The sequence below is a fragment of the Ruegeria sp. CDSA033 genome (genome assembly GCF_059612305.1).
This window is the reverse complement of record NZ_JBXWQI010000023.1, coordinates 24,998-48,059: the sequence shown is the minus strand read 5'-3', so window position 1 is coordinate 48,059 and position 23,062 is coordinate 24,998. Positions and strand designations below refer to the sequence as shown.

Annotated in this window: 21 protein-coding genes and 3 pseudogenes; 12 read left to right on the top strand and 12 right to left on the bottom strand. The window is 57.6% G+C overall.

The features are described 5' to 3' along the window. Positions 1-78: 78 nt before the first annotated feature. Positions 79-1,110 (bottom strand): NADPH-dependent curcumin/dihydrocurcumin reductase, encoded by a 1,032-nt coding sequence (gene curA / locus AC2FLA_RS20010; RefSeq protein ID WP_496724661.1) that lies wholly within the window; start codon positions 1,108-1,110, stop codon positions 79-81. A 186-nt stretch (positions 1,111-1,296) separates the two neighbouring features. Between curA and AC2FLA_RS20005 the strand changes: the two are divergent. Further along, positions 1,297-1,466: pseudogene (locus AC2FLA_RS20005) on the top strand (IS6 family transposase); the annotation flags it as partial. Positions 1,467-1,528: 62 nt separating this feature from the next. On the opposite strand, the pseudogene AC2FLA_RS20000 reads toward AC2FLA_RS20005, so the two are convergent. After that, positions 1,529-1,932, bottom strand: a pseudogene (locus AC2FLA_RS20000) (transposase); the annotation flags it as partial. A gap of 51 nt (positions 1,933-1,983) precedes the next feature. Between AC2FLA_RS20000 and AC2FLA_RS19995 the strand changes: the two are divergent. The 3 genes and pseudogenes from AC2FLA_RS19995 (at position 1,984) to AC2FLA_RS19985 (ending at position 4,465) form a co-directional block, all read left to right on the top strand. Then, positions 1,984-2,612, top strand: a pseudogene (locus tag AC2FLA_RS19995) (IS6 family transposase). A 264-nt stretch (positions 2,613-2,876) separates the two neighbouring features. Continuing rightward, on the top strand, positions 2,877-3,455 hold the full coding sequence (locus AC2FLA_RS19990) for a helix-turn-helix domain-containing protein (RefSeq protein WP_496724659.1): 579 nt from the start codon (positions 2,877-2,879) through the stop codon (positions 3,453-3,455). A 119-nt stretch (positions 3,456-3,574) separates the two neighbouring features. Further along, complete coding sequence (locus AC2FLA_RS19985) at positions 3,575-4,465, top strand: LysR substrate-binding domain-containing protein (RefSeq protein ID WP_496724657.1); 891 nt, start codon at positions 3,575-3,577, stop codon at positions 4,463-4,465. Here the strand turns inward: AC2FLA_RS19985 and AC2FLA_RS19980 are convergent. The 3 genes from AC2FLA_RS19980 to AC2FLA_RS19970 are packed head-to-tail and all read right to left on the bottom strand — an operon-like array spanning position 4,452 to position 6,663. Continuing rightward, positions 4,452-5,024 (bottom strand): thiamine pyrophosphate-dependent enzyme, encoded by a 573-nt coding sequence (locus AC2FLA_RS19980; RefSeq protein ID WP_282154132.1) that lies wholly within the window; start codon positions 5,022-5,024, stop codon positions 4,452-4,454. The genes AC2FLA_RS19985 and AC2FLA_RS19980 overlap by 14 nt on opposite strands. Continuing rightward, on the bottom strand, positions 5,021-5,569 hold the full coding sequence (locus AC2FLA_RS19975) for a decarboxylase (RefSeq protein ID WP_282121023.1): 549 nt from the start codon (positions 5,567-5,569) through the stop codon (positions 5,021-5,023). Before AC2FLA_RS19975 ends, AC2FLA_RS19980 begins: the two co-directional genes overlap by 4 nt. Beyond that, positions 5,569-6,663, bottom strand: coding sequence for a pyridoxal phosphate-dependent aminotransferase (locus tag AC2FLA_RS19970; RefSeq protein ID WP_496724654.1), 1,095 nt, complete (start codon positions 6,661-6,663; stop codon positions 5,569-5,571). Before AC2FLA_RS19970 ends, AC2FLA_RS19975 begins: the two co-directional genes overlap by 1 nt. 130 nt (positions 6,664-6,793) lie before the next feature. On the opposite strand from AC2FLA_RS19970, the gene AC2FLA_RS19965 reads away from it, so the two are divergent. Genes AC2FLA_RS19965 through AC2FLA_RS19935 form a run of 7 tightly spaced genes read left to right on the top strand, consistent with a single transcriptional unit; the run spans position 6,794 to position 14,397 of the window. After that, positions 6,794-7,816, top strand: coding sequence for a succinylglutamate desuccinylase/aspartoacylase family protein (locus tag AC2FLA_RS19965; protein WP_496724652.1), 1,023 nt, complete (start codon positions 6,794-6,796; stop codon positions 7,814-7,816). Further along, positions 7,817-9,277 (top strand): aldehyde dehydrogenase, encoded by a 1,461-nt coding sequence (locus tag AC2FLA_RS19960; protein WP_496724650.1) that lies wholly within the window; start codon positions 7,817-7,819, stop codon positions 9,275-9,277. It abuts the gene before it with no gap. A 24-nt stretch (positions 9,278-9,301) separates the two neighbouring features. Beyond that, positions 9,302-10,672 carry a Rieske 2Fe-2S domain-containing protein gene (locus tag AC2FLA_RS19955; RefSeq protein ID WP_496724648.1) on the top strand — a complete coding sequence of 457 codons (1,371 nt, stop codon included), beginning with the start codon at positions 9,302-9,304 and terminating at the stop codon, positions 10,670-10,672. Beyond that, positions 10,669-11,301, top strand: a complete 633-nt coding sequence (locus AC2FLA_RS19950) for a hypothetical protein (RefSeq protein ID WP_496724646.1) — start codon at positions 10,669-10,671, stop codon at positions 11,299-11,301. The genes AC2FLA_RS19955 and AC2FLA_RS19950 overlap by 4 nt, the downstream gene beginning before the upstream one ends. After that, positions 11,301-11,927: a hypothetical protein gene (locus AC2FLA_RS19945; protein ID WP_496724644.1), complete on the top strand. Its 627-nt coding sequence runs from the start codon at positions 11,301-11,303 to the stop codon at positions 11,925-11,927. The genes AC2FLA_RS19950 and AC2FLA_RS19945 overlap by 1 nt, the downstream gene beginning before the upstream one ends. Further along, entirely contained in the window at positions 11,927-13,117 is a 1,191-nt protein-coding gene (locus tag AC2FLA_RS19940; protein ID WP_496724642.1) for a YlbE family protein, read from the top strand. The genes AC2FLA_RS19945 and AC2FLA_RS19940 overlap by 1 nt, the downstream gene beginning before the upstream one ends. Next, positions 13,114-14,397, top strand: a complete 1,284-nt coding sequence (locus tag AC2FLA_RS19935; RefSeq protein WP_496724640.1) for an amidase — start codon at positions 13,114-13,116, stop codon at positions 14,395-14,397. The genes AC2FLA_RS19940 and AC2FLA_RS19935 overlap by 4 nt, the downstream gene beginning before the upstream one ends. Positions 14,398-14,401: 4 nt before the next feature. Here AC2FLA_RS19935 and AC2FLA_RS19930 read toward each other — a convergent pair whose 3' ends face one another. The 6 genes from AC2FLA_RS19930 to AC2FLA_RS19905 form a co-directional block, all read right to left on the bottom strand. After that, complete coding sequence (locus tag AC2FLA_RS19930; protein ID WP_113791538.1) at positions 14,402-15,334, bottom strand: AEC family transporter; 933 nt, start codon at positions 15,332-15,334, stop codon at positions 14,402-14,404. Positions 15,335-15,425: 91 nt separating this feature from the next. After that, positions 15,426-15,839 carry a RidA family protein gene (locus tag AC2FLA_RS19925; protein WP_496724638.1) on the bottom strand — a complete coding sequence of 138 codons (414 nt, stop codon included), beginning with the start codon at positions 15,837-15,839 and terminating at the stop codon, positions 15,426-15,428. 13 nt (positions 15,840-15,852) lie between these two features. Beyond that, complete coding sequence (locus AC2FLA_RS19920; protein ID WP_496724636.1) at positions 15,853-16,350, bottom strand: sarcosine oxidase subunit gamma; 498 nt, start codon at positions 16,348-16,350, stop codon at positions 15,853-15,855. 1 nt (position 16,351) lies between these two features. Then, positions 16,352-19,222: a 2Fe-2S iron-sulfur cluster-binding protein gene (locus AC2FLA_RS19915; protein WP_496724634.1), complete on the bottom strand. Its 2,871-nt coding sequence runs from the start codon at positions 19,220-19,222 to the stop codon at positions 16,352-16,354. Next, positions 19,209-19,466, bottom strand: a complete 258-nt coding sequence (locus tag AC2FLA_RS19910) for a sarcosine oxidase subunit delta (RefSeq protein ID WP_496724632.1) — start codon at positions 19,464-19,466, stop codon at positions 19,209-19,211. Before AC2FLA_RS19910 ends, AC2FLA_RS19915 begins: the two co-directional genes overlap by 14 nt. A gap of 14 nt (positions 19,467-19,480) precedes the next feature. Further along, the gene (locus tag AC2FLA_RS19905; protein ID WP_496724630.1) at positions 19,481-20,731 is read right to left on the bottom strand and encodes an FAD-dependent oxidoreductase; all 1,251 of its coding nucleotides are present in this window, start codon (positions 20,729-20,731) and stop codon (positions 19,481-19,483) included. Between the two features lie 308 nt (positions 20,732-21,039). On the opposite strand from AC2FLA_RS19905, the gene AC2FLA_RS19900 reads away from it, so the two are divergent. Further along, positions 21,040-21,828, top strand: a complete 789-nt coding sequence (locus AC2FLA_RS19900) for a phytanoyl-CoA dioxygenase family protein (protein ID WP_496724628.1) — start codon at positions 21,040-21,042, stop codon at positions 21,826-21,828. 114 nt (positions 21,829-21,942) lie between these two features. Here the strand turns inward: AC2FLA_RS19900 and AC2FLA_RS19895 are convergent, their stop codons facing one another. Beyond that, complete coding sequence (locus AC2FLA_RS19895; protein ID WP_496724626.1) at positions 21,943-22,989, bottom strand: aromatic ring-hydroxylating dioxygenase subunit alpha; 1,047 nt, start codon at positions 22,987-22,989, stop codon at positions 21,943-21,945. Between the last annotated feature and the right edge of the window lie 73 nt (positions 22,990-23,062).

Here is a 23,062-nt window from a genome sequence, read left to right as displayed (position 1 = left end):
CAATTCTCCTAGTTGTCAATCTGAACCTGTAACCATCGCATATCCATTTGACCAACCTAAAACTTTGCAACGGAACCCTCAGTCGACCTTTACGACCATTTTTCCAAAGTTGTCTCCAGCCAGCAGTTGGTTGAATGCTGCCGGAGCATTTTCAAGCCCTTCGACCACATGTTCCTTGTAGGTAATCGAACCGTCCTTAAGCCAGCCCGTCATATCCTGAACGAATTCGCTGTAAACCTCGGGACCGAAATTGTCGAAAATGATGAAACCCTGCATTCTTACCTTCATCCGCAGCAGGGTACCCATAATTACGGGGCCCATATCCGGTCCATCCGGCAAACCTGGCAGATTATACCAGGATACGACACCGCAGACTGGGACGCGCGCGAACGGGTTCAAAAGTGGTAAGACCGCGTACAGCACTTTGCCGCCGACATTCTCGAAGTAAACATCAATGCCATCGGGACAAGCGTCGTGCAATCGCGTTGCCAGATCAGCCGCACGGTGGTCTATACATGCGTCGAATCCAAGGTTCTTTACCACGTGTTCGCATTTTTCGGGGCCACCTGCGATACCCACCACACGACACCCTTTAAGTTTTGCGATCTGACCTACGGTTGCACCCACCGGTCCAGCCGCAGCCGCCACAACAACGGTTTCACCCGCCTTTGGTTCGCCGATCTTCAGCAACCCCGCATAAGCCGTGTAGCCGGGCATTCCCAGAATACCCAACGCCCATGACGGATTGTCCGGCGTCTTTCCAAGATTGACGACCTGCTCACCAGTTGAGATCGCGTAATCCTGCCAACCACTCGTGTTTAGAACGTAGTCCCCGGCTTCGTACCCTTCGAGGTTCGATTCCACTACCTGCCCCACAACCTGTGCCGTCATGACGCCACCGATCGGAACCGGTTCAGCGTAGGATTTCGCGTCATTCATACGACCCCGCATATAAGGGTCCAGAGACAGGTACACCGTGCGCACCAGCATCTCTCCGTCGTCGGGTGTTGGAACGTCCGTGATTTCAAGCCGCAGCGTGTTTTTGTCCGGGTGCCCGATGGGGCGTTCAGCAAGAACTATTCGACGGTTCGTGTGGGATGCTTGGGGCATTGAAATCTCCTGACGAATGAGTGTGGCGCAACGCAACCAAGCAAGATTGTCAAGAACTGTCCAGTCAAAATACCTTCCCCATTAACGAGGGCACCGATTGCGCAATTCAATGCCACCCATTGGTTTTGTCACATTATCCGTCGTTCCGCTGCTCGCACCTAGGTTTGGAAGTAGACCGCATCGCAGATTTCATCGCCCATCAGCTGCAAGCGCCGCCGATATCCTCTGCTAATCAATACCACGCGGTGTGGCTTTATGTTCGATTCAATTTGAGCCTGCGCGAAGTTGAGGACATGATACTGCAACGTAGGATCGAAGCATTCTACGCAACCATCCGGCGCCGGGTTGTCAAGTTCTAAGAGGTGGTCGCAGATTTTCGACCAGCTAGCAGCTTATTTTAGATGGATCAGGGTTTCATTCAGGCTGCCATTCTCACGGGTTCCGTTTTGCTTTCATAAGATTCGCCTGGCGTCAATATTCCATGCGCCGAATGCGGACGTTTGGCATTGTAGTAGGCCATCCAATCGCCGATCCCGGCGCGAGCCTCTGAATCGGTTTAAATGCCCGTAAGTAGATGCATTCGTATTTCAGAGACCGCCACAGCCGCTCGATCATGCGATTATCGATCCAGCGGCCCTTGCCATCCATCGAGATTTTGACGTCCGCATCTTTCAAGGCCTGTGTCCATTCGAAGCCAGTGAACTGACTGCCCTGATCAGAATTCATGATCTCGGGTGGGCCGTGCGTGGCAATTGCCTCTTTCAAAGCCTCAACACAGAAGCCGGCTTCCATGCTATTTGACAACCGCCAGGCCAAGACCTTGCCAGGCATTGCCAAGTTGATCGCGTTGTCCTTCTTGGATGGCGCGGTCCCATGACCATAATGACCTCATTGCCGCGGCTGAAAGGCTTCCGTTTTCCTCGCGAAATCATCGCCTATGCGGTGTGGGCATATCATCGGTTTGCTCTCAGCACGGCGGATGTCGAGGACCTTCTGGCGGAGCGTGGCGTCATCGTCCGTCGTGAAGCGGTTCGTCTCTGGGAGAACCGTTTCGGGTCTCAGTTCGCGGCTTGTATCCGACGCGACCGGCCCCGACCGCACGACAAATGGCATATGGACGAAGTGGTCGTCCCGATCAACGGCGTGAAACATTGGCTGTGGCGTGTGATCGATGGCAATGGAGATGTACTCGACATTGTGAATCAGCCTCGCCGTAATGCCAAAGCTGCAAAGCGTTTCTTCGGGCGACTGGTTGCTGCCTACGGCGAACCACGTGTCGTGATCACCCAGTATCGTGACATTGCTGCGCAATGCACTGCCGGGCAAAGATGAAGGGCCGGTTCAAGTCACCACGCCAGGCGCAACGATTTCTCGTCGCCCATGACCAAATCAGTACGATCTTTCGTCCCCGCCGCTATCGCCTTTCCACTCTCTCCTACCGCCATGCCAGAGCCGACGCGTTCGAGCTGTGGGAAGGGTATGCTATGGAACTATCGGCCTGATTGCGCGGCCTCACGCATATTCCAATCCACGTCAGATAACTTGGCAATGGCCTTGAACTTATTTCCGGTCGATTGTCTTCGGTGACGGAACACTCGATGTTAACACTCTGCGGGATAAGTCGGGTATCTTCAGAATGGTGTATCGCTATTCTGCTGAGTGGCCTTCAATAACCTGACAAAGACCAATTGACTGAATGCTAAAAACTGACACAACTATGACTAACAATCTTCTATGCAACTACAGCAGTATCGGCACTGAAAACTGTGATCAAACAAAGAGATATCGAGCGTGACGTCGGGCAAACCTTGCAAAGGCTGCGGCAGGAACGCAATCTGATCCTCTCTGAGCTAGCTACAACATCGCAGGTCTCGGCCTCGATGATCAGCCGTATTGAGAACGGAAGCGTCTCTCCGTCTCTTGGCACGCTACAGGCTTTGGCGGACGCGATGGATGTTCCTCTGATGGCCTTGTTTGCGGACACCGAAGTCTCCGCCGACGTACATCATGTCAAAGCGGGCGAAGGTCTCATGTCCCGACGTATTACGCAGGGCCACGTGCATAACTACCTGTTGCTTGGGAAACATGGCGGGCCGGGAGGTCTGTTTCAATCTGCCCGCATCACCATTTCAAAGGACCAATCTGGGACGTTGCCCAGGTACCAGCACGAAGGCTGTGTTTTTCTTTATATGATTAAGGGCGACGCAATATACAGGTGTGGCACCGAGGATTTTGTTATGGCAACTGGCGATACCCTAAGCTTCGATGCCAAGCTGCGTCACGGGTTTGGCAAGATCGTGTCGGATGAGATCGAATTCATCACTGTATCAACTCGCCCGCAGTAAATTCAGACCGTGATTTGGCACCCTCAGACCGTATAACCTATCGGACCCGTTTCATATTCTTGTATTATGTGAAACTATGAATAATCCGACCGCATATCCCAATCAGGCACTGAGCCCCCATGAAAATTACGTTCAAACAGGTTGATGCATTTCGAACCGTCGTCTCCACCGGAACTGTAACCGAAGCGGCGGCGATGTTGGGCATCTCACAGCCCGCGGTCAGCCGCCTGCTCTCGGATTTCGAGGCCGAAGTTGGTTTTCAGCTATTTCAGCGTTCTGGCCGGGTCCTGGTACCCACGGATGAGGCACGCTTGCTGGTGGAAGAGGTTCGACAGGCCGTTAGCGGCATGGAGCACATAAAGGAATCCGCCACAGCCATTGGCAAGTTCGGTCACGCGCGGCTTAACCTTGTGATCACCCCGGGGGTTTCCTCTCAGCTAGCTCCGGATCTGCTTCAGGAGTTTTCTGCCACTTGGCCACGGGCCATGGCCCGAATGGAAATCGCGCCCAGCGATGACGCCGTCGAATGGATGGTTTCGCAGAATTACGATTTCGGGATCACAACAACCCAACCCGCCAACCCGTCCTTTGACAGCCTGGTTATCCGGAACAGCGACATCTGTTGCGTCGTTCCAACCGGCCATCCTCTGGCAGAGAAGACCATAGTTCAGGCGCAGGACCTGGCGGGTAAGAACTTTATCTCCTATATGCCGTCCTCACGCTTCCGGTTTGAGATTGACCAGTTTTTTGAGGCCAAAGGCATCTCACGTCAGATGCAGTATGAGACCCGCACCACCGACGCGGTGTGCCGTCTGGTCGCGCGCGGTCTAGGAGTTTCGGTTGTCGGAGCAAGTCTGGATTATCTCAAAACCATTCCCGATTGTGTCGCGCTGCCTTTTGCGGCGCCTCTGACGTTTCGCGCAGTCCTGTTCTGGTCGAAGAACAAGCCCCTGTCCGCCGTGGGACAGTCCTTTTTGAAGATCGTGCAATCGCAGATCAGCGACGATTAAGCGCCTCGCGAAAACTGGCGCGCGCCTGCGCACTGTGGATATAGGCGTAGTCCCGAGGGTAAGGGGCACCTGCCGTCAGTTCCATCGAGACGAATTGCGGGCCGGTGGATGACAGAACCTGAGGCACCGCAGCTGAAAACTGATCCAGCTCGGTAAAGCGCTGCACGCTGGCATACCCGGCAGCCCAGGCCATGGCCGCAAAATCAACCCTATCCGCACCAGGCAGGGGATGCGACCCGTTCACCTCATAGACCCGGTTAGCCGACAGAAAATGATAGAGGTTCGTCACCCCTGAATTGGCAATCGTCACCAATGTCCCAAGATTCATCAGCAGGCTGCCATCGCCATCCAGAACGATGACCCGCCTGTCAGGATTGGCCAGCGCCAGACCCAGACCATGGGACGACGCCTGCCCCATCGCCCCGACGGCGACGTAATTAAGGTCGCGCGGATTCAGGGCAAGCCAGTCGAAACAGCTCTGATAAACAGCAACAACAATATCGTCCTCGCGGACATGAGGGATCAGGGCCTTAAGCGCTGCGTCGCGGTGCATGGTCATGATGCCTCCGGCGCCCGGCCGATCAGGAAAATGTGGGGCCTCGAAGTTGCATAAGCCGCTTCAATCGCCTGCGGGATATGAGCCTCGTCCCCTGGCCATTCGATCAGGGAATGTGACAGTTCCATCGCATTCAACACCGGCCGAACAATCCGCACCCCGTAAGAGGCCGATTGGTCCGGGTGAATATGTGGCTCCTTACCCTGCAGGCCAACCATCATAACGACCGGCAGTTCATAATCGACGCCAATGGCCCGGATCGCATTCAATGAATCCATCAGACCCGTTTGCTGCATCATCAGGATCGCGCGCGTGCCGTTATAGGACATCGCCCCGCAGATGCTGACGCCCTCATCCTCCTTGCAGATACGGGTCAGGCGAAATTCGGGATCTCGCGAAATCGGCCAGAGCAGCCCGTCACTGGTGACGATATCCGGCAATGCCACGATTTCACCAACACCCGCCGCTTTGATAGCAGCGATGATAGCCGCACCTGAAGGATGCTTGACCTGCGGCGTACATTCGGTCGGTAGAGGGGACGCAACCATCAGGCACCTCCGTCCAGAAATGCGGCAAGCCCATCTCGCGCCGCTTGCAGTTCATGCCTGTGACCAATGGTGATGCGAATATAATCACGGTAGGCGGGTGAGGCGAACCGACGCACAGCAATCCCCTGTCCGCGCAAGAAAAGATCGGCCGCTTCGGCAGATTTCCCGGTGTCCGGAAAATGAACCAGCACGAAATTGGTCTGACTTGGGACAACATGCAGACCCATTTCCGTTAGCGCGGCGCTAAACCAGGCCCGGCTGTTCAAATTGGTCTCTCGCACGAAACGGGTATGTGCCGTGTCTTCTAACGCCGCAACTGCTGCTGCGACCGAAGAGGACGCCACCGGGAAGGTCAGGCCGATCCGACGCACATTGTCCACCACATCGTTGGACCCGTACATCCAACCAACACGCGCACCAGCCAGCCCGAATATCTTGGAAAACGTCCGGCACATGACCACGTTGTTGGCAGCCTCTACCAGCTTATGCGCGGGCTCATAATCTGCCGCATCGACATATTCCTCATAGGCAGCGTCGATGATCAGCAGGACGTTTTCCGGTAGCGCGGCATGCAGGCGGCGCAGCTCTGCGCCGTTCAGATAGGTGCCTGCCGGGTTCTCCGGATTGGCGAGGTAGACGATCCGGGTTCGTTCGGTCAACGCATCGATCATCCGGTCGACCGAAGGTTTGAATGCGTCATCCGCGACCGACACCACCTCGGCATCGTTGGCAAAAGCATAGTTGGGCACCTTGAGATAACCATTGGCGCTGCGGATCAGCTCGGTGCCCTGCCCTAGATAGGCGCGGGCCAGACGGGCCAGCAGATCGTCCGATCCCTGTCCTGTGGTAATCCGGGCCGCATCCAACCCGTACTGCGCGGCAATCGCCGGGCCCAGGATATCGTCTGGGTTTTCCAAATAGCGCTCGACATTACTGATTGCCGCACAAGCGGCTGCGCGGGCAGACGGGCTGGGACCAAACACGCTTTCATTCGAGTTCAAAAGAATCGCAGGCGGTGGACCGTCAGCAGATGCTCCACCAACCATATGAGGTTTGATCCTGCCTATTCCTGATTTTGCGAGGGTAATGCCCATCCAATTCCTCCGGCACCACCAGATGGCGGCAATGGCAATTTTCACCATATATCACATAGCATGGCATTTTAAGCAATTCACTTTCAAAAAAATTATGGTATGAAGGCTGTGACTCAGCAAAAGAACCCGGATGACCGATACGTTTTCGCCCCAACCCAGCAGGCTTCACCTGACCATCGATCTGGATGCGCCAGGTCGACAGTCCGGTGATCTAATGCTGAAATGGTCCGACAATGCTGTACCGTTGGGATACCACCCGGTCCCGATCATCAGCTTACGTGGGAAACCCGGACCTTCTGTTCTGATTTTGGGCGGCACTCATGGGGACGAATTCGAAGGACCCGCCGCGATCCTGCGGCTTGCGGCACAGCTGAACCCATCTGACCTGACCGGACAGGTGATCCTGATCCCGGCCTTGAACGCCCCCGCGTTTCTGGCTTCATCGCGGGTTTCGCCATTGGATGGGCAAAACCTGAACCGGGCTTTTCCTGGCACCGCGAATGGCGGCCCGACAGCAATGCTGGCGCATTTTGTTGAAACTGTACTGCTGCCGCGCGTAGATGCCGCCATTGACCTGCACTCGGGTGGCAAGGCATCTGTATTCGAGCCCTGCGCCTTAGCGGCGCGGGGGGATGACGAGGACCTGACCGCTTCCAATATGGAACTGGCCCGCGCTTTCGGGTTGCCTCTGATCTGGGTGCTGGGCGCACATAACGACAACCGAAGTGTGAATGCCGCAGCCGCGCGGGTTGGGGTCCCGATGATCGCAGCTGAACTCAGCGGCGGAGGTGGTGTCGATCCGCATGCCGCGGACCTTGCCGAATCCGGGCTCAAACGCTGTCTGAAGCATTTAGGTATCCTGCCCGGCAGTGCACCGGACTCTGTTCCGACGCAATGTGTCGAAATCGCCGATCCATTGCATTCGGTCCATGCACCCGCAGATGGGCTGTTTGACCGACGCTGCACCGCAGGACAACAGGTTAAACGAGGCGATCTGGCAGGCACGCTGCATTTCCCCGCCGAACCGGAACGCTCGGCCGTCGAACTCACCTTTCCCACAGCCGGGCATGTTCTGGCTCATGGCAATCGTGGCATGGTGCGCCGTGGCGATCTGTTGGCATTGGTGGCTCAACCGGTGTCCGAGGAACGTTGAATGAAAACCTATTCCCCGTTCATTTCCGGTGCCTTTGTCGATTGGGATGGTGAAACCCTGCCCAGTATCGACCCCGCCACCGGTCAGGTGTGGAGCATGATCGCCCGTGGCAACACTCAGACCGCCGACATGGCCATCCGGGACGCCGACCAGGCCTTCCGCAGCGGGCCATGGGCCAAAGCCGGGCCGATAGAACGGGCGGATATGCTCGACCGTCTGGCTGACATGCTGGAAACCCGGTGGGACGACCTTGTCACACCCGAAGTCCGCGACAACGGCAAACGCATTACCGAGGTGCGCGGGCAGTTTGCCGGGTTGCACAGCTGGTTTCGATTTTTTGCGACAGAGGCACGCAAGCTGCAGCCCGAACCTCAGGCCAATTCCATCCCCGGTGTGCATAGCGTGGGCCACTTTAAGCCCTATGGCGTCGTGGTCGCCATCACGCCCTGGAATTCTCCGCTGATGATCCTTGGATGGAAGCTGGCCCCGGCACTGGCAGCTGGCAATACGGTTGTTGTGAAACCCTCGGAAATGGCTTCAGCTTCAACCTTGGAATTCGCGCGCCTGGCACATGAGGCGGGACTTCCGCCCGGAGTGCTCAACGTTGTCACCGGACTCGGTCATGAGGTCGGCGAAGCACTGGTCCGCCACCCTCTGACACGCAAGGTCACCTTTACCGGTTCGGACCTTGGCGGACGAAAAGTGGCTGAGGCTGCCTCAGCCGGTGTAATCCCGGCGGTGCTGGAACTGGGCGGGAAATCTCCGCAGGTGGTGTTTGCCGATTGTGACATGGACAATGCGGTCAACGGAATTCTGTCCGGCATCTTCCTGTCAAATGGCCAGACTTGCGTCGCCGGATCGCGGCTGATCGTTGAGGCCGTGCTGAAGGACAGGCTGTTGTCCCGCCTGATCGACCGCGCCCGCGCATTGCAGATGGGGGATCCGATGGACCCGGATACTCAGATCGCACCGCTGGCCAATGAACCGCATCTACTAAAGGTTACGGCAATGATCGAACGCGCCAAAGCCGACGGCGCGGTTTGCTTACTGGACGGCACCGCCACAACGGCAGGCCGAAATGGGTTCTATATCGGACCAACGGTATTCGACGATGTGACCCCCGGCATGCAGCTCTGGCGTGAAGAAGTGTTTGGACCGGTTCTGGCCGTCACCTCTTTCACCACCGAAGACGAAGCCATCGCACTGGCCAATGACAGCGACTACGGGCTTGCTGCCGGTGTCTGGACCACCGATGCCGACAAGGGGGCGCAGGTAGCTGAGGCAATCGAGGCGGGCACTGTTTACATCAACCATTATCGCAGCGTTGACCCTGCCTGCCCCATTGGTGGGGTCAAACTGTCGGGCTACGGGCGTGAATTGGGCCCGGACGCCATAAGGGATTTCTGTCAGGTCAAATCGATCTGGACCGGCACCACGCCGGTGTCCGATCCGTTTCCCTGACCACCGATACGCACGGAGGACGGCATGAACGATCATTTCTCAGCCCCCAAGGGCAATTTCCGCGGTCACGACCAACAAAAAGTCTGGCAACAGCAACCTGACCCGGAACTGACCGAGGTTGGCCCCGGCACTCCGTGCGGCGAATACCTGCGCCGGTTCTGGATGCCGGTAGCAATGACCGGTCAGATTGGCGACCTGCCCTATCGCCTGCGTATTCTGGGCGAAGATCTGGTTCTGTTCCGCGAAAAGAAAGAGGGCAAGCTGGGTCTGACCCATCTGCATTGCTGCCACCGCAACATGAGCCTGGAGTTCGGCATCGTTGAGGAAGGCGGAATTAGATGCTCTTACCACGGTTGGAAATACGGCTTGGACGGCACCATTTTGGAAACCCCGTGCGAGCCACCCGCCTCACAGGTCAAGAAAAAGGCCTGTCTGGGGGCTTATCCGGTGATCGAATACAAGGGTTTGGCCTTTGCATTTATGGGCCCCCCAGAGGAGCAACCCCCATTCCCAGTGATGGACACATTTGATGATGATGGCGACGAGTTGGTACCTTACCTCATCAAATCCCCGTGCAACTGGCTTCAGGTGATGGAAAACGCATGGGACCCGTTCCATGTTGTCTACCTGCATACTCTGGCCGTACGCAGCCAGTTCATCGACGCCTTTGCTGAAATGCCGATGATCGAGTTTCACGATAGTCAAACGGGCGATTTTTACACCAATGTCCGACGAGTCGAAGATATCGTCTGGGTGCGCATACATGACCATATGTTGCCGTCGTTCACGCAAAACGGCGGCCATTTCCCGGTGCCAGACGAGCCGCGCTATTTTGGGCGCTGCGGGCTGTCGCGTTGGATAACCCCGATTGACGACACCAACACGATGGTCATTGCATGGCGCCACTTCCGGGATGCGTCAGCGAATGACGATCCCAAGGGCCTGACAGACAAGAGTAAAGTGGGCTTTGGGATGACAGATTTTTATGGCCAGGATCCCGATCGACCCTATGAGATGCGCCAGCGGGACCCCGGCGACTATGACGCCTGGGTCAGTCAGGGGCCGCGGAACATCCATGCCCGCGAAAACCTCAGCTTTACGGATCGGGGCGTGGCCAAGGCACGCCGCCTGCTGCGCAACGCCATTCGCGCGTTGAAAGACGGTCAGTCCCCTCCGCAACCGACCGACAGCTTTGCCGGTCAGGTGATACCGACCTATGCCGGGGACACAATGCTACGCATCCCGCTTCAGGACGGTCGCGACGATGGTGCAGTGCTCAAGGAAATCTCGCATCAGGTGGCTGAGATCTACAAATCCGGCGACCATTTGCAGGGCGAGGCCCGTAAGACGTTCATCGTCGATGCGCTGAAAAAGTATGAGGCTAGCTGGTCATGACAAATCGTGTTCCTCATAATCCGGGCCGGGTCGACTGGTCCGGCGAAAACCCCGGCATTTATCTGAAACAAAGCTCGACGCAGGACCACTATGACACGCTGGCGCTGTTCTTCCGGGTGGTTTTGTCGCCCTATGGTCGGGGCCATGCCGCATTGATCCTGGGCGCACCGGATCAAGCGCAGGGTTGGCCGCACGCACCCAATCTGATCATGACGGACAACCAACGCATGATGCGCTGGATCGTGGATGGTTGGGTCACGAAAATGCCCACCTTCATCGGAAAGCCAGGCCTCGACGCGATGAGTTGGCTGGACTGTGACAGCGTCGAAAAACGCCCCGGCGATTTGAGATCGCGCTATTCCGAGACCCTGCGCGGCTCGGGCGTCACGGTCGAGATGATCTGGCAGGAAATGGGCCCACCCTTGCCAGTTGAGGTCACTAAGGAAAACTCGGCAACCAAAGAGCATGAGATGTATTCAGTGTTCCTTGAAGCCAAGGCGGCGCAGGTCGTCATCAACGGCACCCCGCTCCCCGGTCAGGTCGCAAGCCGCCAGTTCTTTGGCCGCACCATGTCGACCGCCTTTCTGGCCTTTTCCGAAACCTGGGTGACCCCGCAGGAGGATCTGTGATGCCGTTGAACGAACCGATCACCCCCGGAACCGTCGACTGGACCGGCGAGAACCCCGGCATCCTGCTGAAAGACGACAACAACAATTTCACCGCTATGGCGCTGTTCTTTCGCGTGGCATGGTCTCCGGTTGGGCAAGGTCAGGTGCTGCTGCTGTACGGAACGCCAGATCAGGTGGACGGACCGCCCGTGGCACCGAATGTAATCCTGAGCGACAATCCCGATCTGACCGCCTTTCTGAAGACCAATTTCATCAGCAAACTGGCCGCTTTCGCAAATGCTCCCGCTTTTGCCTCCCTGCCCGAGATAGGCGCGCAGGTCGTCCGATCCTCGGGCGATCCTATGAGCCATCGCTATACCGAAACCATCGCCGGGGAAAACCTGACGGTCGAACTGGTCTGGGAGGGGCTCGAGCCACCCCGGGCGCTGGAGCTCTCTCCGCATGAGGTCGCTTCGGGCGAGCAGAACATGTTCTCGTTACTGGTGCCCGCACAATCGGCGCAGATCATCGTTAATGGTCACACATTGCCGGGCAAGTTGGGCACACGGGTGCAGGCTGGGTATGAAACGACGACTGCCTTCCTCTATTTCTCGGAAACATGGATCATCCCGCCGGAGGATACTTGATGCTGCATCCGGCTGATCAGCTGGCATTCGACAAGGCCATGGTGACACAACCGGTCTGGAACCGGTTCAATACCGCGTCCGAGGCGCTGACGTTGGACGAAAATGTCCTGCTACATGCCGGTCCCGCCTTCGCCAGCCCGGATCAGATCACCGTGCCGATCCTGAACTCGGCCTGTGTCGCCGCAGTCTGGCAAGGGCTAGCACAGAATTTCGATCAGGCAGAGGCGATGATTAACGCAGGCGAGATCGTGCTGAAACCAGCGCAAGACCACGATGTCGTGACACCTCTTGCTGCCGTGGTTTCGGCGGATATGCCGCTGCACACAGTCTATGACGCGTGGCGTGGCGAACAACGTGTTTACGCGCCGATCAATGCAGGTAGCCGCCCGGCCATGCGGTTGGGGCTACGGTCCGAGGCGGTGCTCAACCACATTCGCTGGCTCAACACCCGGTTTCTTGATGTTCTGGAGAAAGGAATTGCCGAAGGGATCGCTTTGGTCCCGCTGGCCGTGATCGGCCTGATGGGCGGGGATGATTGCCATGGCCGCACACCTGTGGCCGCACAGGCGTTGATTGCTGAACTCAAGGATCGCACCACCAGCGGGATCACGGATGACGACGTGTTGGCCTTTATGGACAGCTCGCCCTCACTGTTTCTCAACCTCTGGATGGCGGCGACCAAATGCATGATGAAACTGGCGGAGGGTATTGAAGGGTCAAGCTTCGTCACCGCTGCAGGCGGTAATGGGCGTGAAGTCGGCATCCAGATCTCGGGCCTGCCGGGCCGTTGGTTCACAATCCCGGCCAGCCCTCCCAAAGGAGCGTTTGACGTGGATCTGCCGCAGGACCGCGCCCTCGGAGCGGTCGGGGACAGTGCCGTGGTCGAGGCATTCGGGCTGGGGGCAATGGCCATTGATCTGAGCCCTGAACAAAAGAAGGGTCTGGGTGCCTATCTGCCCGACGACGCACAAGCGCGCATGTCCGGTCTGTCAGTCGGGGCGCATCCGTATTTCCGGGCCTTGGATGTTCGGCTGGGCAGCACGGCGCGGGGTGCCGTGGAACAGGGTTCGGGGCCTGTGATCGGGCTCGGCATTCTTGACCGATTGGGCGAGGCCGGTCGCTTGGGCGGTGGCATCTACGACATGCCAGTCGCCCCCTTTGCCGACGCGTTGAAAGCGCTGGAGGCATGACCGGGCTGAACCATCATTCTGCCCATGAACTTGCCACATTGATCCGGGCAGGTGAGGTGAAGCCTTCCGAGGTGATGGCGGCCCATTTGGACCGGATCACAAACCGTGAACCCGTCATCGGGGCTTTTCAAACCCTCGATGCGGTCCGCGCCATGGAGCGTGCAAAGGCCGCCGATACTCTCCCCGTTGGTAGGCCGCTCCATGGCGTGCCGTTTGTGATCAAGGATATCATCGACACCGGTGACATGCCAACAGGATGGGGTAGCGACCTGTATGCCGGGCGCCGCCCCGACCGCAATGCAGTCTGCGTTCAGGCTTTTTTGGACGCGGGCGCGATCCCAATCGGAAAAACCATCTCCACCGAATTCGCCTACTTCAAACCCGGCAAAACCGCCAATCCGGCGAACCCGGCGCATACGCCGGGTGGCTCGTCATCCGGCTCTGCCGCAGCTGTGGCCGATTTCATGGCTCCGCTCGCATTTGGTTCGCAAACCGCAGCCTCGCTGATCCGACCAGCAGCGTATTGCGGGGTCTGCGGGTTCAAGCCAACCACCGGCCGGTATGTTCTGACGGGTGTCATGGGCTTGTCTCAAAGCCTGGATACACTTGGCCTGTTGGCTCGTGATCCCCGCGATTTTGTGCTGACCGACGCGGTAATGTGCCAAACTGACCCGGCACCGCCAGTTGAGTTCGACGAGGTTTTGCCTCGGATCAGCCTAATGCGCGGCCCGCACTGGCGGGACGGTTCGGTCGAGATACGGGACACCTGCATGCGTGCGTTGGCTGCCCTTGCCGCAACGGGGGCAGAGACCGGAGAAATTGCCTTTCCACCCGTTTTTGCCGAACTCACACAGGCTCAGATCACCGTCATGGGCTATGAGGTCGCGCGGCAGCGCGCTGCAGAATACGCTATCGGCATGCCCGCCATCAGCCCGCAATTTCATGACCTTGTCACGGCGGGGCTGGCCGTCACCGACGCAGAATACCAAGCTGCGCTGGACCTGCGCGACCGGGCGGGCGCGATGCTGGACCAGATGTTCCGCGATGTCGACGCTCTGTTGGTCCCGTCGGCCCCCGGATCAGCCCCTGCCGGTTTGGGTGCTACCGGAGATCCGCTTTTTTCCCGGATGTGGAACCTGTTGCAGGTGCCCTCGATCGCTTTGCCATTCGGGAACGACCAGAATGGCCTGCCGCTGGGCATTCAATTGATCGGTCGAAAGGGGGATGACGCCCGCCTGCTGGACATCGCGGTCTGGGCCCATGAACACTTGTCGAAATGACCGCTTAAGGAATTAGGGGCAGCAGCAAAGCAAGTGATACGGGAATGCTGACGGCTGCTATCAACGTCTGCAACGTGACAATGGCCGCCATCAGCGGCGCGTCTCCACCCAAGTGCTTGGCCAGCGTGTACGAAGACGCACCGGTCGGCACCACCGAATAGACGACGGCGATCTGCAGAACCTCCCGCGGCAACCCCACCAGTAATCCGATCACCAATACTGCCAGAGGGAAGACAATCATCTTGCCCGTGAAGGCCAGAATTAAGGGCAGCGCACTTGCGGCCATGGCCCGGACTCTCAGATTGGCACCGACGGCCAGCAATGTGATCGGCAAAGCGCCTGCACCCAGAACATCCGTCACATCATGCACGACCGCTATCCTGTCACCGATCAACTGGTTGGCACAAACCGCCAGAAAGATCGAAATCACGTATGGATTGCGCGCGAGTTCCCGCAGGATTGCAACGGCCAGGCTGTTGGTTCGATCGCCTTTGAGCGCACCAACCATCAGAACCACCATAACAATATTGGTGGTGGGCACGAGAATTGCGGTCGCCAGAATCGCGATATCCAGCCCCGCTGGCCCATACAAGTTGGCAGCCAGCGCAAGCCCGATGAATGAGTTATGTCGCGCGCTGCCTTGCAGGATCGAGGTGGCCTGCGGCGGCGCAAAACCCAACAAACGGGCGCTAAGAAGCGCAAACAGAAGCGCCACAGCGAACCCGCCCAGTATGGCAACCGAGTAAAGACCCAGAGCCGACTTGTCCAACGGCGACAGGGAAATTTTGCTGAACAGAAGGCATGGCATCAGAACCCAATAGACAAGTTTGTCATTCAGGTTCCAGAAATCCGTACTGGGAATGCCGCCTTTGCGCAGGGCCAAACCCAGCGCAATGATCAAAAAGATCGGCAGAATCGAGGTGAGTGTCGAAAGCATTACAATTCGCAGACAAAACCGGACCGGCTCGACCGGACAGTGTCATGACAAGCGTTTCTACGCAATGCGATGTCGGATAGACCCGACTCCTTCAGCCCGGGGTATCAGCATCATCGTCGATGACAGCCATCGCGTCGATCTCGACCAAAAGCGACGGATCGGCCAACCCCTGCACAACCACGCCTGTCGAACAGTGATGAACACCTTCGAACCAGCGATTGATCGCCTCGTAAACGGCCGGACGGTACGAAATATCGGTGACGTAGACTGTCAACTTGCAAACATCAGTCAAGCTTCCCCCGGCCTCTTCCATCCAGCGCTGGATGTTGCGGCAGGCCTGATCTGCCTGCGCGCCCGGGTCGCCTTCGCCAACCAATGTGCCATCCATCAGCGTGCCGACCTGTCCCTGCATGAAAACAAAGTCACCCTGGGCGCGGATCGCTTTGGAATAAGTTGCTTTCGCATGATAGCGCGTCTGGTACTTGTGGATGTGCGTTCGCGCCATGCCGATCTTCCCCTCAAGTCGTTGCGCGGATCAGATAGTCTTCGACCATATCCGCAAAGCTTTGTTCGACCGCGAACTCAATACCATCCTGACACCGCATCACCAAAGCCTTGAGTCCAAATACTTCGGTATAGGAAACCGCGTCCGTCCCGAACACGCTGTCATGCAGGTCCATCGGGCAAGCAATTGCCATTACCTGACCTGCATCTGGGCCGATTATGCGAAAGAAGGTCATCGTGTCCGAGACCCGAACAATACTGATGTCTGCCGGGCAATCCGTGGGCTTCAGCCGGGCTTCCATCGCGTCTTCCTGGGCCAGTGGGGCGCGGGTGATCCAGTGGTTACGACCAATGTAGAACAGTTCGATGCCGTCCTTTTCTGTTCGGCTGTTAGGGCTGAGCGGCAAACTCGGCAAAGCGTCCCCAGCCCATTGCGATACCGCGTCAGGCGCGCCTTTGAGGTCGAACAGAGCCATCAGCCCACACCGTTCAATTGTGACGTCATAACTCATCTCAGGACCTCAGCAAATTACCTTCGGGGTCGTGAAAGACCGGTTTCGTAACCGTGACCGGGATCACGTCATCCTTCAGCCGGACGTGGGCGGTTTCACCCTGCCGCGCGTGGCCATCTTCCAGCAACGCCAACCCAACCCAGCGGTTGTTGACAACGCTCCATACACAGGCAGTGACCAACCCGTCGGTGGCTTCTTTCCGACCTCCAGGCGTCAGTGGTGCACCTTCGGGGATTTGCCGGTTGGTATCATCCGCCAGAATTCCGACCAGCTCGCGCCGTGTACCGCCGCCTGACCTGCGCAGCTGGACCGAGCGTTTGCCCAGATAGTCAGGCTTCTTCTTGGACATCGCCCATCCCATTCCCAGATCATAGGCATCCACCGTGCCGTCGACCTCATGCCCCAACGACAGGAACCCTTTTTCGACCCGCAGTACATGGCTGGATTCCGAACCCACAGGCAGGATACCAAAGGGCGCACCGACCTCCATCACCTTGTCCCACAAGGCCGCCATGTGGCGCGGGGCTACGTTGACCTCATAGGACAGTTCACCGGTGAAACTCACCCGCACCACCCGCGCAGGGAAACCGGCGACAGTGCCTTGACGGAAAGACATGAAAGGGAACGCCTCGGGCGCGAGGTCGATATCCGAGCCCATCGCCTGCAAAACTTCACGCGCCTCGGGACCACAGATAGTGGCATTATTCCACTGGCTGGTGACAGTGGTAATCAGCACCTGCCAGTCGGGGAATTCGGTTTGCAGCAGCTTTTCCATATGCTGGTTCACCGCATCCGCGTGACCGGTCGAGGTTGAAATCATCCAGCGGTGGTCATCCAGTCGGAAGGCCACGCCATCGTCCAGGATCAAGCCATCTTCAGACAACATCAACCCATAGCGCCCGTCACCCGGTTTCAGCGTGGACATAATGTTGGAGTAGATGAAATCCAGGAATTTCGGAACGTCCCGCCCCTTCAGTTCAAACGTGCCAAGAGGCGAGCCGTCATAGACACCGACGCCTTCACGAACAGCGCGGCATTCGCGGTTCACCGCCTCTTGCAGGCCTTCACCCGGTTTCGGGAAATAGCCTGGACGCCGCCAGCGCGCCCCGGCTTCATACATCACAGCGCCGTTGTCTTTATTCCATTGGGTTACAGGGGTATGTCGATAGGGGAATAGCCGCCAGTCTTCCCGTAACCCGCCAATCGCACCGAACGAAACAGGCGTGTAGGGGGATCTAAAAGTGGTTGTTCCAACCTCTTGCAGCGGCACGCTCTTTTGCATCGCAACAGTGCCGATGATGTTGATATTGCCGGTCTTACCCTGATCGATCCCCATGCCGCCGGTCGTGTAGCGCTTGACGTGTTCCACATTGTCATAGCCTTCGCGCAAGGCCAGATGAACATCGCTGACCGAGACATCGTTCTGCACATCCAGAAACGCCTTCCCGCGCTGTCCCGGCACGTTGACCCGCCAGAGAGGTTCGATCGCGTAGGCCAGGTCTTCGCCGCCACCAACAATCCTATCCAGCGTCAGATCACCAGCCGCTGCGCCCACAGCGCGACAATTCTGAACCGCCTCGTCAGGAACGAAGGCTGCCAGATCCTCATCAAATCGCAACGTGCTGCGGGATTGCGACCAAAGATGAACGGTCGGGTTCCAACCGCCGGAACAACCCAGCACATCACAGTCGATCCAGCGACCCGCCCCTCCGGTCACAGGAACGGCTTTGACAGCGCGCACGCCTTTGCGCCCGCGTACGTCACCAGCAACGGTTGCGGCGTGAACCGGAATATCCGGCACCAGCTTCAAAGCCTCAGGCGGAACGGTTTTGCGACAGTCGAGGATGGCCTCAACTTGCATACCGGCTGCTGCCAGATCGGCCGCCACGGCATAAACACTGTTGTTGTTTGTAAACAGCACCACACGCTGCCCGGGCTTAACGCCCCAGCGGTTGACATAGGCCTGTACCGAAGAGGCCAACATGACACCGGGTCGATCATTGTCACCAAAGACCATGGCACGTTCGGTGGCCCCGGTTGCGATCACAACTTCCCCCGCTCGCACGCGCCAGCTGCGTTCCAAAACTCCATCCAGTTCGGGTTCGCGTTCGTTCACGATCATCAGATTGTGCTCGCGATAAGCCCAGACGGTTGCATTCTGCAGATGGGTGACATTCTCCATCCCACGCAGCTCAGCCACCGCATCCGCGACCCAGTCCAAGGCTGAACGCCCACCGATAAACAGGTTGCGGTTCAACAAACTACCACCCGCCTCGGTACCCTCATCGGCCAGAAACACGCGTTTTCCGGCGCGACCAGCCTCAAGCGCCGCTTGCAGCCCGGCTGGGCCCGCCCCCGCGATCAGCACATCGGTATGGGCGTTTCGGGCCTCAAAACGGCCCGAAGCCGGGGGGCTTTCGGGTGCTGCCGCCAACCCTGCAGCCCGGCGGATCGAAGGTTCGAACAGATGCCAGTTCGGCCATTTGAACGTCTTGTAATAAAACCCTGCGGGGATAAACCGCGCGAGTAACTGATTGATCCCGCCCAGATCGAACTCGGGCGACGGCCAGCAATTGACCGAGCGTGCGCTGAGCCCGTCCCGAAGCGGTACCGTGGTCGCAGGACGGTTGCCCGAGGCATCCTCGCCGTCCAATTCCACCAGCGTCGCAGGTTCTTCGACCCCGTGCCCCATAATACCGCGCGGGCGGTGATACTTAAAACTGCGGGCGGTGACACGAATACCGTTGGCCAGCAGGGCCGAGGCCAACGTATCGCCCTCAAACCCTTCATATGGTTTGCCATTGAAGGTGAAATGCAAAGGGCGATTTCGGTCGATGCGCCCGCCCGAGGCGCGGCGGTTACGTTGTGCCATCGGGTGCCTCCACAATGTCATGGGTCCGTGTATCACGCCAGATGGTGAACCATTCACCGCATCCCCGTGCGTGCCACCATTTCTCCTGAACCGGACCCAGTGGATTCGGCGTCACTGTCAGATACTCGACCCATTCCTCATCGCTGACGGCATTGGGATCGGGGCGGACCGCCCCTACCGGGCCACCATGGATAAATTCGCTTTCATTGCGCTTGCCACAGAACGGGCAGGTTATTTTCATCATGATCCTGTCCTTTCCTATCGCGCAGTGGTGGTTCCGGCTTCCATTACGAAATCCAGATGCCGGAACCTGCCCAGTGTGAAGGGTGCCATCAGCGGGTGCGGTTCACCTTTGGCCACCAGATGCGCCAGCGTCAGCCCGCCCGCCGGGATAGCCTTATACCCGCCCCACCATCCGGCGGTGACAAACAGGCCCGGCACTTCTGTCTGATCCATGATGGGTGAGGCATCATGGGCAATATCCAGATGCCCGCCCCACTGCCGCATCAGTTTGAGCTTCTTGAAACTGGGAAAAAGCGACAGCATGGCAGTCACGGTATCCTCGAATACATGTTGCTTTATGTCTCGACGGAAGCTCTGACCCATATCGGGCGCGCCGCCGATGACCATCTCACCTTTGTCGGACTGGCTGAAATAGAACCCGCTGTCCGGGCAATTCACGATCACATCAACCAGCGGCTTGACCGGCTCAGACACAAAGGCCGTCAGGTTCATCGTCCGCAGCGGCAGTTTAAGGCCCGCAGTTTCGGTCAGCGTCGTTGTATGTCCTGAGACTGCCACGACCACTTTCTTTGCCCGAACGGTGCCCCGGTTGGTCTCGACCCCTTCGATGGACCCATCAGCCCCGCGCAACAGGGATTGCACCGCTGTTTGCTGATGAATCTCAACCCCGCGCGCGTCAGCTGCGCGGGCATAGCCCCAGGCCACCGCATCATGCCGGTTCACACCCGCATCCGTATGAACCATGCCGCAGATCAAAGGCAGCCGTGCATCTGGGCCGCCGCCAGTCAACGCAGGAATGCGGCGGCGCAATTCTTCGGTTGTGATCTGTTCGTAGGTCGAGCCGTAGATGTCCATCACCAACTGCCGCCGCCGCAGCTCGCGCAGCTTGGGCCAAGTTTGAACCACATCCACCATGGTTCGTTTGGAATGCATCATGTTGAAATTCAACTCGCCCGTAAGCCCTTCGTACATGGCAACGGATTTGACATAGAACGGGATCGATTCATCCCTCATGTAGTTCGACCGAATGGTCACCGTATTTCGCGCGATGTTGCCGCCGCCCAGCCAGCCGCGTTCCAGCACGGCGACATTGGTGATGCCAAATTCCTTGGCCAGATAATAGGCAGTTGCCAACCCGTGACCCCCTGCCCCGATCACCACGACATCATAGCGGTCTTTCAACGGTGGGCTGCGCCAGACCTGCGGCCAGTTCCGGTGCCCGGTTAGCGCATTGCGAGCGAGCGAGAAAACAGAATAATTTTGCATGATGGTAATAATATTTATCACTATGCACATTTAGTCAATAAATTTATCGACATGCAAAACAACTCGCCACGGGTTCTATTCCAAAGCGGAAATTGCGGCTAAGGTAACGGAGAAAGGTGACGCAATGAGCTTTCGCGTGGAACAATTCCATCGACGTCTTGCCGGCAAATGGTCGGCCCGGTCGCTTTGGCCCTGCTTCATCATAAACTGCCGCAGTTCACCCGCCTCGTAACGCCAAAAAAACCGGGCGCAACGCGCCTGCCCTCTGCAACCACCTCTGTGAATGAGGTGACAGAAATGGACGTTACATGACACAAACACCTGACCTGAAAACCGTTCAGAATACCTATGCGCGCGACGGAGTCGTGCTGCTGAAACAAGTGCTGTCGCAGGATTGGCTGAGTAAGCTGAGCCAGGCCGTCGATGACGAAGTTGCCAAAGGTGACCGTTACTTTGCTTACAAAAACATGCGTGAAAATCCCGGCGTGTTTCAAGACTATTGCCTGAACTCTGATATTGGGCAGCGTGTGGCAGAGGTAGCAAACAGCCCCTGGACCTCGCTGATCTACGACCAGATATTTGCCAAAGAACCGGGTACAAAAACACAAACCGGCTGGCATACGGATCAACCCTATTGGCCGGTCTCAGGCCCGATCATGACCATGTGGATTGCGCTGGACCCCGTGGACCCCGACAACGGTGCGTTGGAGTTCGTAAGGGGCTCGCATGCCTGGGGCGCCAAATACCGGCCCTTCAGAACGGACCAGCTTGGGGGCTTTTTGCACAATCTCGAAGTGGACAACCCAGACTATATCGACATGCCCGATTTCGAGATGAACCGCGCCGACTACGACATCTTTCACTACCCGAAGATGAAACCCGGTGATGCGCTGGCATTTGACGGTATGATTGTACATTCAGCTATGGGCAACCGCACCTCAACCCGGCGCAGGCGCGGCTATGCGATCCGTTTCGCTGTGGACGGCGCAACCTATGAGCCCCGCGATACTGTCACCGAATGGCTGCACGACGAAAGCTTACGCCCCGGTGCGCCCTTCGCCGGGGGCCGGTTTCCAGTGATCTACAGAGCGTCATAACAAGCAAGTGGTAAACTCCGCCCTTCTTGCCAAAAATTCGGTCGGCAGGGCGGGGGTCAACTTCAAATAACCCAATCAAGTGAAACTACGTGTGTAACCTTCGCAGACGGTGCCTCAAGCCTGAACTGTTGTACTCACAGGAGTGGTTTCGGCTTCGATCGCGCGATCAAGCGTTTTGCGGAACAGTTTGGCACCCGCGTCCAACCCGAGATCTATATTGGGCGTCTTGGCGTACTTCATACCCTTGTGGACTTCTTCCAGAACGTCCTTGTCCTCAAGAAACGCCATGCGCGCGCCGTCATTCATGAATTTGGACACTTCGGCATTTTCGGGGTCGGAATTTCGGTGCTGAAACCAGAAGTATCTGGTGCGGTCTTCATCGATTGGGGTCATGAAATTATAGGAGATATTGATGAACGTTTCAGCAATGGGTTGCTTGTCATACCCGCCGGTCCCGACCGGCGTATAGATGGATTTGTTCAGTCCGATCGCGGGCATGCACATCTCATAGTGCTGTAGCCGGTCGCAATCGCCGTCAAATGCCACCAGTTTGGCGTAATAGGGCGATGGCGGTTTGTTCCCGATCCAGCGCGAGACGACGACGCCACGGTCGGTCCGCTCGACGTTCAGCGGCTCTTCATCCGTTCCGGCGCCTGCAAAAGAAGAAACATGCACCCAGGCGACATGGCTGGGATCAAGCAGATTGTCGCAGACCCACAGGTAATGGCAGTCGATATCCATTACCCCACCGTCGGTCTTGCCCCAGCTGTCATCGTCGAAATTCTCGATCGGGAAAATCTTATCGGGATCTGCCAGTTCCGGATCGCCCATCCATATCCAAAGGAACCGATACCGATCCACAACCGGATATGATCTAACCACCGCCCGCCGCGGGGTCATGCCGCGCTGCGTCGGGCTGTCCGTGCACTTGCCCGTGCAGTCGAATTTAAGCCCGTGATAGCCACATTCCACTACATCCCCGATCAGGTTGCCCTTGGACAGAGGCAGCTTGCGGTGCGGGCAAGCATCCTCCAATGCGACTGGCCTGCCATCCTCCTGCCGGTAAAGCACGATATTCTCGCCCAGAAACGTCTCGGCCTTCAGCTCGCGACCGATATCTTTGCTCCAAGCGGCGACATACCAGCAGTTTCTCAGATACATTGGAATGCTCTCCAGATTGTCAGATGGCTTATGCAAGTATGAGCGGCAAGCCGATCTTGCACCATGCTGGAAT